Source organism: Alteromonas sp. G5_S2_22_S1 (assembly GCF_054968525.1).
This window is the reverse complement of sequence record NZ_JBQKUJ010000010.1, coordinates 13,823-26,308: the sequence shown is the minus strand read 5'-3', so window position 1 is coordinate 26,308 and position 12,486 is coordinate 13,823. Positions and strand designations below refer to the sequence as shown.

At 45.5% G+C, this 12,486-nt stretch carries 10 protein-coding genes and 1 pseudogene; 8 read left to right on the top strand and 3 right to left on the bottom strand.

What is annotated here, in order from left to right:
* Positions 1-4: 4 nt before the first annotated feature.
* The 4 genes and pseudogenes from ACTRWF_RS11870 to ACTRWF_RS11855 all read left to right on the top strand — a co-directional run bounded on the left by ACTRWF_RS11870 (position 5) and on the right by ACTRWF_RS11855 (position 2,966).
* Entirely contained in the window at positions 5-415 is a 411-nt protein-coding gene (locus ACTRWF_RS11870) for a rhodanese-like domain-containing protein (RefSeq protein WP_012519586.1), read from the top strand.
* 156 nt (positions 416-571) lie between these two features.
* A complete protein-coding gene (locus ACTRWF_RS11865) occupies positions 572-973 on the top strand; it encodes a DUF2721 domain-containing protein (RefSeq protein WP_462835610.1) in 402 nt (133 codons plus the stop codon).
* 7 nt (positions 974-980) lie between these two features.
* A pseudogene (locus tag ACTRWF_RS11860) lies at positions 981-1,581 on the top strand (GNAT family N-acetyltransferase).
* A 26-nt stretch (positions 1,582-1,607) separates the two neighbouring features.
* On the top strand, positions 1,608-2,966 hold the full coding sequence (locus ACTRWF_RS11855) for an FAD-dependent oxidoreductase (protein ID WP_462835609.1): 1,359 nt from the start codon (positions 1,608-1,610) through the stop codon (positions 2,964-2,966).
* 179 nt (positions 2,967-3,145) lie between these two features.
* On the opposite strand, the gene tyrS is transcribed toward ACTRWF_RS11855, so the two are convergent.
* Entirely contained in the window at positions 3,146-4,345 is a 1,200-nt protein-coding gene (tyrS, locus tag ACTRWF_RS11850; protein ID WP_012519590.1) for a tyrosine--tRNA ligase, read from the bottom strand.
* A gap of 427 nt (positions 4,346-4,772) precedes the next feature.
* Here tyrS and ACTRWF_RS11845 point away from each other — a divergent pair, with 427 nt between their 5' ends.
* Both ACTRWF_RS11845 and ACTRWF_RS11840 read left to right on the top strand, forming a co-directional pair.
* A complete protein-coding gene (locus ACTRWF_RS11845) occupies positions 4,773-6,098 on the top strand; it encodes an OapA family protein (RefSeq protein ID WP_012519592.1) in 1,326 nt (441 codons plus the stop codon).
* Positions 6,099-6,105: 7 nt separating this feature from the next.
* Positions 6,106-7,308 carry an anhydro-N-acetylmuramic acid kinase gene (locus ACTRWF_RS11840; protein WP_462835608.1) on the top strand — a complete coding sequence of 401 codons (1,203 nt, stop codon included), beginning with the start codon at positions 6,106-6,108 and terminating at the stop codon, positions 7,306-7,308.
* Positions 7,309-7,358: 50 nt separating this feature from the next.
* Here ACTRWF_RS11840 and fucP read toward each other — a convergent pair whose 3' ends face one another.
* Positions 7,359-8,696, bottom strand: coding sequence for an L-fucose:H+ symporter permease (fucP, locus tag ACTRWF_RS11835; protein ID WP_015067899.1), 1,338 nt, complete (start codon positions 8,694-8,696; stop codon positions 7,359-7,361).
* A gap of 501 nt (positions 8,697-9,197) precedes the next feature.
* Between fucP and ACTRWF_RS11830 the strand changes: the two genes are divergently transcribed.
* On the top strand, positions 9,198-10,517 hold the full coding sequence (locus tag ACTRWF_RS11830; protein WP_462835641.1) for a carbohydrate porin: 1,320 nt from the start codon (positions 9,198-9,200) through the stop codon (positions 10,515-10,517).
* Positions 10,518-10,787: 270 nt separating this feature from the next.
* Positions 10,788-11,909 (top strand): alkene reductase, encoded by a 1,122-nt coding sequence (locus ACTRWF_RS11825; protein WP_287148897.1) that lies wholly within the window; start codon positions 10,788-10,790, stop codon positions 11,907-11,909.
* Positions 11,910-12,013: 104 nt separating this feature from the next.
* On the opposite strand, the gene ACTRWF_RS11820 is transcribed toward ACTRWF_RS11825, so the two are convergent.
* A complete protein-coding gene (locus ACTRWF_RS11820; RefSeq protein ID WP_012519597.1) occupies positions 12,014-12,460 on the bottom strand; it encodes an SRPBCC family protein in 447 nt (148 codons plus the stop codon).
* Positions 12,461-12,486 lie beyond the last annotated feature (26 nt).

The window sequence follows — 12,486 nt, the reverse complement described above, 5'->3', positions numbered from 1 at the left end:
TTTCATGCGGATTGTTGTTGCGGTTTTTCTTGTTGTGGTCGGTATTGCACTTTTCGTGTCGCTTCAATGTACGGCAAAAGCAACTTCGCAATCTCAGGCATCGGTTGCCGCATCACCTTATCTAATTGAACGGGTTGCTAACAACGACTGGCTGCTCATTGACGTGCGTTCCCCAAAAGAGTTTGCAGATGGTCATATACCCGGCGCGGTAAACATGCCTCACGAGAACATTAATGACTATTTGAGTGAGTTAGAAGGCCATAAAGATAAGCCTATAATTATCTATTGTCGTTCAGGTCGAAGAGCCAAGCTAGCAATGAAGGTTCTCGAAGATTTAGACTTTTCAGAAGTCATGCATCTAGAGGGTGACATGTTGGGCTGGAGCGCGGCAGGAATGACGGTAGATAGAATGTAAGTGCTTAGTATTTGTTTAGTGCCGATAGGTTACCCCCTCCTTCTGTATTCTTACACCCCCCTTATTTTTCTTACGTATTACGCTGTACACCACACCCTGTGTGATAATAAAAGCGTATGATACACTTAATAAAACTGACGCTTGTACGAACCTCTTATGAAAATAGATATCGCCACACCAGCCATGTTATTCCCTGCTATTTCTTTACTGCTCTTAGCTTACACAAATCGTTTTTTAACGTTGGCGACGATTATCAGAAACTTTTCTAAAGAAGAGCGCGACGACAATACCCAGGCACAAATCAAAAACCTGCGTTTGCGCATACAGCTTATAAAGCGCATGCAAATTGCGGGGGTTGGCAGCTTTTTTCTATGTGTCGTTTCTATGCTGGCCATTTACCTTACTTATCAGCAAGTCGGTAATTGGGTGTTCGCGGCAAGTTTAGTCTCTCTACTCTACTCTTTATGGATGTCGGTGAGAGAAATACTCATCTCAGTAGAAGCGTTAGATGTTCACTTAGATGGCATTAAACACAGCCCTAGTATCGAGAAACAATAGGCAAGTTATGACGCATACTGATACGCATCAATCGGTCATGGCACGCTTTGATATAAGCTATGCCCCCCTCGCTCCTGAACATTTTTCTGGCGTAATTTCTCTTGGAAATAAGGTGCAAGGCGATAATTATCTCACACAAGCACTGTTGGCCGACTATTACGCGAAAAGCTTTGTCGGTGATATAAACGCTAGTTGGGTAGCACTTAACCGAGGTAAAGTTGTTGGCTTTCGCCTTAACCTTTGCCCATACCCAGTGGCAGTTTGATAAGTGGTGCACGCCGTCGCTATGGCCCGATATGATAGAGCACGTATGTTATTTTAAGTGCAATACCGTAGACCCTGCCATGCAAGGTGAGGGCATTGGCAGCGAATTGCTGCGCAAGTCTATTTCATGCGCTAAAGCACAAGGCGCAGACGCCGGGTTAGCCCATATCTGGCTGGCGAGCCCCAACAACAGTGCGTTCAAATATTTCACAAAAAATGGCGGGCAGTTAATTAAAAAACACGCCAATAAATGGCGCTATGCGTCTATTCACGAAGGCTATGACTGCCCGGTTTGTTCAGGATATTGTGAGTGTGAAGGCGCAGAGATGCTCCTTTCATTCTAAACGCTGTTTTGTATTAAGCCCTCTTTATGACCTACGACCCGCTTATTTCCCGTGGTGTTTCATCATCGCTTCCGGCAGCACCAAGCTACTGGCACGCCACACATCAGCCTATGGCGCAGCCTCCCCTACACAAAAAAATAAGTACTGATTATTTGGTCATAGGTGGCGGCTACACCGGGCTGTCTGCTGCAATCACGCTAGCTCAAGCTAAGCAGGACGTTACGCTACTTGATGCAAATTCTCTCGGGTTCGGCTGTGCAGGCCGCAATGGCGGTTTTATCCTTTCTGGAAGCGGCCGACTGTCTTTGAGCGCCATTGAAAATAAATGGGGATATGCGGTTGCTAAGGGTATGCAGGGAGAGTTCGATGAGGCGGTGAGCTTGCTCAATCAGCGTATTACAGACTTTAATATGCAGGTCGATTTAGTAGAAGGGCCTTATTTAAAATTGGCCCATAACGTCAAGCAAGCCGAGCAACTATGCGCCAGTGCTAAACATCTTGCATCAAACTTCAATGTACCAAGCACTACCCTCACTCCAAAAGACCTAAGCGCGCGCTTTGGTATAGAAGGGGCTTACGGTGGCGTTGAGCTTGAAGGCGCATGTTTACACCCTTTAAAACTGGCGAGCGAATATGCAAGAGTCGCTAAAGAACTTGGTGCCACGCTTTTCTACGACTCGCCTGCCATTCGCATTGAAAAGCAAAAAACAGGGTACCTTGTCACCACGCCAAGCGGTTCAGTATCAGCTAAGCATATACTTATTGCAACAAACGCCTATACACCTAAACGCTTTCATGAAAGCGTAGACAATAAGCAGTTCCCCGTACAGTCGAGTATCTTTGTTACCGCTCCTTTAAATGATGAACAACGCGCTTCAACCGGGTTAACCACACCCATGAGTTTTATGGATACGCGGATGATGAAATACTACTACCGGGTGTTGCCAGACGGTCGATTGTTGTTTGGCGGCCGTGGGGCAGTAAAAGGCAAAGATGCAGATAACGCGACAGAGAAAAAGCGCCTTTACGACGCCATGGTAAAAAGCTTTCCAGCACTTAAAGGTATCGCCATGGACTATTTCTGGAGTGGTTGGGTGAGCGTGTCGCTAGATAGCATGCCACGTATTTTCGTAAACAGTGAAGCGAGCAGTAATAACGCAAAGCGCTCTGCTTATTCTATCGGTTATGCTATGGGATATTGTGGTTCAGGGGTTTCCTTTGCCGCTTTTGCCGGGCAACGCCTAGCTCAACGAATGATGGGTACAAGCGACGTTGATTTATCTCTTCCTATTTATCAATCACCACTTAAAACATACCCGTTTCCCAAGGCAAGAAGACTAGCGCTGCACGGCTTATATCAATGGGCAAAAATTGCAGAGCGTTAGTCTTAGTGAATTATTACGGTAAGTCTGCCGTATTCACCATTGTATGCAGGAAAGCGAAAAACCCATGCCATTCGACGGTAAGCGCCTTATTTATGGCGGCTTCGTTCCTATGTTGGAATTATAGGTAAAAAAAAGCCCGCTTAAATAAGCGGGCTTTCAAATACTAGTTTAGTGAGGCTTTAAGCTAGCGTGATACGGGCAAACTTGCGTTTACCTACCTGATACACGTTTTCACCTTTTTCGGTAATCACTAAACGGGTGTCTTCCACCTTATCGCCATTTATTTTAACTGCGCCTTGTTTAATCATGCGCATGGCATCTGACGTTGAACCAACAAGTTTCGCTTCTTTTAATAAATTGCCGATAGCGATGCCTTCGTCGCTTAGTGCTATTTCAAGCTCGGGCATGTCATCAGGGATGGCATTTTTCTGGAAGCGTTGAATAAAGTCTTGGTGTGCGCCTTCAGCGGCTGCATCGTCGTGGAAACGGGCAATGATTTCTTTTGCCAACATGATTTTAATATCACGCGGGTTTTCACCGCCTTCAACGCGCGCTTTAAGCTCTGCAATTTCCTCAAGAGGACGGAAGCTAACCAGGTCGTAGTAGCGCCACATCAAATCATCAGAAATAGACATCACCTTACCGAACATCTCATTAGGCGTATCTGTAATACCAATGTAGTTGTTCAACGACTTTGACATCTTTTGAACGCCATCTAAACCTTCAAGCAACGGAACCATGACAATAGACTGCTGCTTTTGGCCCTGCTCTTTTTGAAGCTCACGACCCATAAGTAGGTTAAAGCGCTGATCGGTACCGCCTAATTCAACATCTGACTCAAGAGCCACAGAGTCCCAACCTTGCACCAGCGGGTACAAGAACTCGTGAATAGCGATAGGCTGGCCGTTGTTGTAACGCTTTTTAAAGTCATCACGCTCTAGCATTCGGGCCACGGTTTGGCTTGCCGCAAGTTTGATCATGCCTGCTGCACCAAGTCCGTCCATCCATTCAGAATTAAAACGAATTTCCGTTTTCTCTTCATCAAGGATCTTGAACACTTGTTCTTGATACGTTTTCGCGTTTTCTAATACCTGTTCTTTACTTAAAGGCTTGCGTGTGACATTTTTACCTGTAGGATCGCCAATAAGGCCAGTAAAATCACCAATAAGAAAAACAACCTTGTGGCCTAATTGCTGGAATGTACGCAACTTGTTGATCAACACAGTGTGACCAAGATGCAGATCAGGCGCAGTTGGATCAAAACCCGCTTTAATGGTTAGGGTTTTGCCGGATTTTAGTTTTTCAATTAAATCCTCTTCGGGGAGTATTTCATCGACGCCCCGTTTAATCTCAGCTAGCGCTGTTTGCCAATCTTTCATTTGTTAATCACACTCTTTGATAACACTACATTCAATATTGGCGGGCATTTTACGCGTACAACGGAACCATTAAAAGGTTTGCGCGTCAAAAAACGGATTACAAACAGTCATGTTGTTAAACCCAACAGCTTTGAACGCAAAATTAGCGTATTGAATAACGTTGGACTGAATGTGAGGGGGAGGGCTTTCGCAAATGCGCGGTAAACCCATCCACGGACGCTCCGCCACCGCTTCCCTGCGGTGGAGGATTTGCTCCTGCCCTCCCCCTCACACTCACCAATATTTAGATAACGCATAATATAATCGCGTGTTTAAGAGCTATTGGGTGTAACAATTTGCGCTAACAAAATAATGAGAAAAGTTGCATTTTTAAGCAACGTATGTGAAATAGTGCTGTGCACATAACATTTCTCAGGTGGGCTGTAGTATGAGAAAGAAATTAGACGCTTCAAAAGCGCTACATTTATATAAAAATTTACCTAAGCAACATAGAACAGGCATTGCTATCGCAAGCTTGTTTCTTGGTGGGCTTATCCTTTTGCCGTCGGAGCCCGTCGAGGCTAGCCGTCATCAAGAGGCACATATTCTAGACGCGGGGGTTCGTTACCCTGTAGATCTTCACATTACGCCTTCAACAGACGTATTTTCCGGTGAAGAAGAGTCTACGTGGCAAACCTATAAGGTTCGTAGTGGCGACACTTTAGCTAAGCTTTTTAAACGGGCGGGTTTTACCTCTCGCGACGTTTACAATGTAACGCGAGCTGGCGAGCTAAGTAAAACCTTAGTGACCTTGCTACCGGGCGATGAGCTATCGTTTAAAGCGAATAACGACGGCAGTTTTGGCGAGCTTAAATACAAGTTATCGTCAACAGAAACCTTATTTGTTCGCCCTGACACGTCAGAAGAAAACAGTAGCTTAGTGGCTGAAGTTGAAAAACGGGCCGTCGATATTCGCTATAACTTCGCCCAAGGTGAAATTCACTCAAGCTTTTGGAATGCAGCCCGCGATGCCGGGTTAACCAGCAACCAAATCATGAATTTGGCAGGTATTTTTGGCTGGGATATCGACTTTGCAATGGAAATTCGCTCTGGCGACACCTTCAATGTCGTGTTTGAAGAACAATATATCGATGGCGAATTTGTTGGTTACGGCGATATTGTTGCAGCGGAATTCACTAACCAAGGCGAACATTTTAGCGCCATTCTTCACGAAGATGGCACATATTACACGCCTGAAGGACGCAGTATGCGTAAGAGCTTCTTGCGCGCGCCGGTTAACTTCAGATACGTAAGCTCTAACTTTACTAAAGCCCGTTTCCATCCGGTACAAAAGCGTTGGAAAGCCCACCGAGGCACAGACTATGTGGCTGCCGTTGGCACCCCTATAATGGCGGCAGGGGATGGTAAAGTTATCAAAGCAGGCTATGATAAATATAACGGACATCACGTTTTCATCCAGCATGGTGAAAAATACACCACCAAGTACCTACACTTTAAGAAGCGTGCTGTTAAAGTGGGCGATGTCGTTAAGCAGGGTCAAACGGTAGGCTATCTCGGTAGTTCGGGTATGGTAACCGGTGCTCACTTGCACTATGAATTCTTAGTAGATGGTGTGCATAGAAACCCTCGTACAGTAGAACTACCAAAAGCATTACCGATAGCAAAGGAAGAGCGAGAAAGATTTATGGAAATAGCTAAACTGCGCCAGCAGCAACTTAATAACAACAAACGTATTATGCTTGCGATGAAATAGCGGCACGATGGCAAAATATATCGGCCTAATGTCAGGCACTAGCATGGACGGCGTTGACGCCGTCCTATGCGATATTACGCATACCTCTTGTAACACTCTCGCCGCCCATTCAATTCCCTACCCGACAGAATTGCTCTCAGCACTAAACGTGCTTTGCAGTGAAGGCCCTGACGAGCTTAATACGTTTAGTATTGCCGACCGACTGGTAGCGGAAGTCTTTGCGCAAGTTACTCTAGAGCTATTGGAAAAAAGCAGCCTCACAGCATCAGACATTACCGCTATAGGGTCGCATGGACAGACAGTACGTCACCACCCTAATTCAGATGTGTTGTCTGCACAGTTTTCAAGTTCATCGATTCGCGGCTTTACCTGTCAACTTGGCGACCCTAATACGATTGCCGTGCTTACGGGCATAGATGTTATCGCCGACTTTAGGCGTAAAGATATCGCACTAGGGGGGCAAGGTGCCCCCTTGGTTCCAGCGTTCCACAATACGGTATTTGCTTCTAATCACAGCCATCGTGCACTGGTCAATATTGGGGGCATAGCGAATATCTCTTTGCTAGCACCAGAGCGTGATAACGCCCCCCCTAAGGGTTTCGATACAGGCCCTGGCAACACGTTAATGGACCAGTGGATTAGCCTTCACTGTAATAAACCTTTCGATAAAGACGGGGCTTGGGCTGCATCTGGCAACCCGCATAATGGGTTGCTTCAGCAACTTTTACTCGACAAATATTTCAGTTTGCCCGCCCCCAAAAGTACTGGAAGGGAGTATTTTAATATTGATTGGCTTAGCAATACGCTTGCTGACTACTTCCCTTCTAGTGCCCATTTAAAAAGTGAAGAAACAGACCTTAACTTAGCCCCGCAAGACGTTCAGGCTACCTTGCTCGTTTTAACAGGCGAGACTATTGCTACTGAAGTTAAGCGACACTTACCCGCGAAAAACGCCGATGGCGATGTCAGCGAAGTTATTATTTGTGGCGGCGGTGCATTCAATAAATCGTTAGTGAAATACCTTGAAGATACATTAAGTCACTACCGCGTTTCAGACAGCTTTACCCTAGGCATTCACCCTCAACATGTAGAGGGGGCAGCGTTTGCTTGGCTCGCACACGCTTATATACATGATATACCGGGTAATGTCCCTGAAGTCACTGGCGCATCGAAACCGTCAGTGTTGGGGGCCATGTATAAAAAGACATAAAAAAAGGGCCAATGGTTATCCATTGGCCCTATCGTCGTACATCTCAGTAATTACTTAGCGATCCCCATCTCCATATCTTTTACCGCTTGAAGCTTTACATCGGCCTGCGGTTTAGCGCTCACCTTCTTAGCACGCATGTCGAAGAAGCCGTAACTGCCTACAAGAAGAAAGCAAATAGCGGGAACAACATAAGAGATGACAATACCAGCGCTATCAATAATGGCTGCTTGGAAAAGCGGCATAATTGCCCCTCCTAAGATAGCCATGACCAATCCCGCCGCTCCTAGCTTAGTGTCTTCGCCTAAGCCTTCAAGAGCAATACCGTAGATGGTAGGAAACATCAGAGATAAACAAGCAGAAATTGAAACAAGTGCAATTACCCCTGCCAAGTTAGGTGACTGGGTCATGAAAATACACAATGCCATTGCAACTAGCGACATGATCATCAGTAGTCTTGCTGGATAGAGATACTGCATTAGCCACGTCATCACAAAGCGCGAAATAAGAAATACAATCATGCTGTATTGTAAAATCTCACCGCCGCTAACTTCATTGCCGCCAGTCGCTTCCATTGCATACTGAATGGTAAACGTCCATACACAAGTCTGTGCGCCAACATTGAAAAACTGAGCAAGGACACCAAAGCGGTAATGCTTATTAGCAACTAAGCGCTTCAGGGATGCCCCTAAGTTCACGTCTTCCGCGCGAGCCTCTACCGACTCTTGAATTGGCGCTTTAGTAAGCGCAATCGCAATCCATACAACAACCAGCACGCAAGCCATACCAACATAAGGCAACATAACTGCATCAAGCTCTGAACCTATTACAGATTTAAGTTCACCTACCGACATAGCAGCACGCTCTTCTGCCGACGCTTGATTGAGATTGGGCAGAATAAGTGTGGCAGCCAGAAATACCCCAAGGTTTGTGCCTACCGGATTAAATGCTTGCGCCAAATTTAAGCGGCGAGTGGCGCTTTTTTCATTGCCCATCGCCATTACGTAAGGGTTTGCAGACGTTTCAAGAATTGAAAGCCCCCCTGCTAGTACAAAAAGTGCGGCCAAGAAAAAACCGTACGTCATGGTTTGACTTGCAGGGTAAAACAAAAAGGCACCGGCCGCTGCGCAACCTAAACCGGTAAGTACACCAGTTTTATACGAAAAACGTTTATTGATAAACGCAGCAGGAATTGCCAAACAAAAATAAGCACCATAATAAGCAAATTGAACAAGTGCAGATTGCAAAGACGACATAGTAAATATCTTACTAAACACCTTCACCAGAGGATCTGTCATATTTGCAGCCACCCCCCATGCAGCAAAGCAAATCGTTAACAATATAAAAGGGAGCAATGTGTCTTTGGAAACCAAAGGGGCGTTGTTTTTCATAAGAACGGCCTTTCGCTTGTAAATAATTAGTTAAGCAATTTAATCACTGCCCAGCACGCCTGTCAATAAATCAATTTAATTTACTTATTAGAAATTATGCTTAAAATTATACTTTTGATGTAGAAAGGTTTTAACAATCCAGCTCTGACTTATTCGTCACCCTTTAATTATTCAAAGATAAATTCATAAATTTCATACAGATAACTCACCTCGAGATTCAATAAAACTTAGCACAACGAGGTGACTAGAGTTATCAAAAACAGAAAACCCCGTTAACCAAAAAACAACACAATCTGTAAATAATTTAAATAAACAAGGTTGATTTAAATCGAAAGGTCAGATAAATTTCGCTCAAAAGCCACAAATGTTAATGCGTTGTAATCTTGCTAACTTCCAGTTTAGTTAGTTTCAACAAAGAGTTAGCAAAAACGTATTGGTGTCTGCGTTCCCTAACTAACACAAGTTTGGGTTAAACGAGCAATTTTGACAGAGAGAATAATGATGAGAAAACCTACGCGAATTAAAAATACCGGAGGCTTTCAGCAAAACCTGAGTGCAGCTTTACTATCAACCACTCTTTTGGTGTCTGGCACAGCCCAGGCCGACCAAGGCAAGTGGCAAGATGCTTTCGACTTTCAAGCAAGCTACACCGGGGAATCGGCAACTAACGTCGAAGGCGGTGAGCGCAGAGGCAGTGCATACGCAGGGCAGCTTTTTGTAGGAGGGGAACTCGATCTAAATACCCTGTTCAACTGGGAAGATACAAAAATTCATGTTGCGATGACCAACCGACACGGTAAAAATTTAGCAGAACATTATATTGGTAACAGTACGTCGGTACAGGAAATCTTTGGCGGTCAAAACACCCGCCTCGCTCGGTTCACCATTGCCTCGACCTTTTTGGATGGCGATTTAGAACTGGAAGGCGGCCGTACCGTAGCTAATATTAGTTTCTTAGGATCTGAACTGTGTCAGTATTTTCAGACCAACGCGGCATGCGGAAACCCTACTTTTGTATTTAGAACCAGTAACTTTACTTGGTGGCCTGTGTCTAGCTGGGGTGGTCACGCAAAATATTGGCTATCATCAAACACGTATTTCCACACGGGTATTTATGAAGATAACACAAGCCATCAGGACTTAGGCGACCATGGTTTTGACTGGGCTACGAATGAAGCCACAGGCGTTGTTGTCCCTTTTACGCTAGGCTACCAGACAACGTGGGATAACGATGCGTTACCAAGAAGATACGAAATTGGCGGCTGGTATGACGGTGCTGACTACACCGACCCAGTTTTTGACGAGCAAGGGAATTATGCCGCCTTATCGGGAAATGACTACGCCGTTCGAAATGGTCGCTCCGGTGTGTTTGCTCGCTTCGAGCAAACCGTCACTCGCCCCAACCCGTCCACTAAAGAAGGGTTAACCTTATTTGGCGCTGTGCTTACCGGCACGTCGGGGGAACTGATTGAAGACTATTATCTTAAAGCGGGTTTCGTAATGCGCGGCACGCTTGCTTCTCGACCTAACGATACTATTGGATTCGTCTTCACCCGACAGCAGTACACCGATGAAGCCTTAGAAGACCAACGTATATTGCGAGCGATGAATGGCGGTGTGGGCACCCCACCGAGTAGTCAAACAATGTTGGAGTTGAGCTACGGTTATCAGTTAAACCAACACGTTCGCATTCAGCCAAATGTACACTATATTATTAACCCCGATCAGTTCGCAGAACGCGACAGAGTTAGCGAGCTTGATGATGCGATTGTATTGGGCCTAAGGTTTGACGTAAATCTTGCGGGTCTTCTCATACAATAGTCTGTATTATTTCCCGTCAATAAAATAAGAGCGCATTAAGCGCTCTTATCAAAGTAATCACCGTCATTATTATAAAGTACGGTTTAAGCAATCCAACCGCGTACAAATTGTGTATTCACTACTACTGCACATCGCTTAATGGTTACATCGTGGTGTTGTTTTGGCCAGCTGTCCATTTTTGCATACCGAAATAAGGGCACACATGGTCATTGGTCTTATCACCAGATGAATCTTTGCGACAACGTATTACACATAAAATAAGGATAGTGAATGACAGATTCAGTACTTTTTAGCTCGTTTGATTGGGCCAGCAACACATTGCAAAACCGCATGGTATTAGCGCCAATGACGCGAGGGCGTGCGGGTGAAGACCGCATACCGAATAAAATCATGGGCGATCACTACGTTCAACGTGCCGATGCAGGTCTTATCATCACAGAGGCAACCGCCATTTCAGAAGAAGGCATTGGCTGGGTTGATACCCCTGGAATTTATACCGACGACATGGTTGAAGGCTGGCGTTCTATTGTAAATCGCGTTCACGAGGCGGGTGGCAAAATTGTTCTTCAGCTGTGGCACACTGGCAGGGCCTCTCACAGCGATTTTCACAACGGAGATTTGCCCTTGTCGGCCTCGGCCATAAAAATTGAAGGTGACGAGATACATACGCCCAAAGGCAAAAAACCTTACGAAGTGCCAAAAGCGATGACGTCAGACGATATTAAACGCACCGTAGAAGACTACAAAAAAGCAGCCATTAACGCCAAAGCCGCAGGGTTCGATGGCGTAGAGGTTCACGCTGCGAATGGCTATCTTATCAATCAATTTTTAGATAGCCGTAGCAATCAACGAGAAGACAGCTATGGCGGTAATCTAGAAAATCGCTACCGCTTTTTAGCTGAGGTAATGGACGCCGTGTTAGGCGTGTGGCCAGAGGAAAACGTAGGGGTCAGATTATCGCCAAATGGCGCCTTTAATGATATGGGCGCTGATGATTTCCGCGAGACTTTTACCTATGTCGCACAACAACTAAATAAGTTGAAAGTGGGCTATCTTCACGTTATGGACGGCTTAGCATTTGGCTTTCATGAGCGCGGTGAAGCCATGACGTTAGCCGAGTTCAGAGCGCTGTACGATGGCATGTTAATGGGTAATTGTGGCTACACGAAAGAAGACGCTGAGAAGCGACTGGCTGACGGCGATGCGGACATGATTGCCTTTGGTAGACCTTGGATCACCAACCCGGATTTGCCTACCCGCTTCAAGCACGACTACCCTCTTGCCTCATTTGACGACCCGTCGACGTGGTATGGTGGTGGCGAGGAAGGCTACAACGACTACGAGACTTACCGAGAGAAGAGTGGAAAAGAAGCAATGACATCGTTGACCTAACCAAAGGGCAGCGAGCGTTAATGTAAAAGGCAGAGCAACGCGCTCTGCCTTTTAAACACGCTATTTATTACTTGAAGGCGCGCATACCTAATAGCACATAGGTTTTAGCTGAACGTTTTTTTCTTTTTCGATAGCACAGCCAATTTTTCTAAGCACGACATCCACGCAAAGTGGTGCTGATCGCATTCTTTTTTATTCATAAACCCCTGCTGCAAAAGCACTAAGCGCACTTGATTTTCTTCCGTTTCTTCAAAGTGAACGTCCACGGATGTCATAACAGACTCTTCCATGTTATCTTCCCATGCCCAAGAAAAAGACAGCTGCTCGTTAGCTAAAATAAGCACGTATTCACCGGTCAACGACATTTCTATGCCACTCGGGTACATCATTTTGATGCGGTAGCGCCCACCACTTTTAAAGTCGATCATGACTTGAGTCACCATGCAATCGCCAGGCGCAAACCACTGAGAAAGATATTCAGGCTCATGAAACGCCGCAAAAACAAAGGGCAATGATGCATCTAGGGTCACATCAATTTTAAACTCGTGCATAACGCCGCCTTAGTTACGTTTAACTG

Excerpts from the sequence above, each read along its gene's own strand:
- ACTRWF_RS11870 (WP_012519586.1), top strand. The coding sequence starts at position 5 with ATGCGGATTGTTGTTGCGGTTTTTCTTGTTGTGGTCGGTATTGCACTT.
- ACTRWF_RS11865 (WP_462835610.1), top strand. The coding sequence starts at position 572 with ATGAAAATAGATATCGCCACACCAGCCATGTTATTCCCTGCTATTTCT.
- ACTRWF_RS11855 (WP_462835609.1), top strand. The coding sequence starts at position 1,608 with ATGACCTACGACCCGCTTATTTCCCGTGGTGTTTCATCATCGCTTCCG.
- tyrS (WP_012519590.1), bottom strand. The coding sequence starts at position 4,345 with ATGAAAGATTGGCAAACAGCGCTAGCTGAGATTAAACGGGGCGTCGAT.
- ACTRWF_RS11845 (WP_012519592.1), top strand. The coding sequence starts at position 4,773 with ATGAGAAAGAAATTAGACGCTTCAAAAGCGCTACATTTATATAAAAAT.
- ACTRWF_RS11840 (WP_462835608.1), top strand. The coding sequence starts at position 6,106 with ATGGCAAAATATATCGGCCTAATGTCAGGCACTAGCATGGACGGCGTT.
- fucP (WP_015067899.1), bottom strand. The coding sequence starts at position 8,696 with ATGAAAAACAACGCCCCTTTGGTTTCCAAAGACACATTGCTCCCTTTT.
- ACTRWF_RS11830 (WP_462835641.1), top strand. The coding sequence starts at position 9,198 with ATGAGAAAACCTACGCGAATTAAAAATACCGGAGGCTTTCAGCAAAAC.
- ACTRWF_RS11825 (WP_287148897.1), top strand. The coding sequence starts at position 10,788 with ATGACAGATTCAGTACTTTTTAGCTCGTTTGATTGGGCCAGCAACACA.
- ACTRWF_RS11820 (WP_012519597.1), bottom strand. The coding sequence starts at position 12,460 with ATGCACGAGTTTAAAATTGATGTGACCCTAGATGCATCATTGCCCTTT.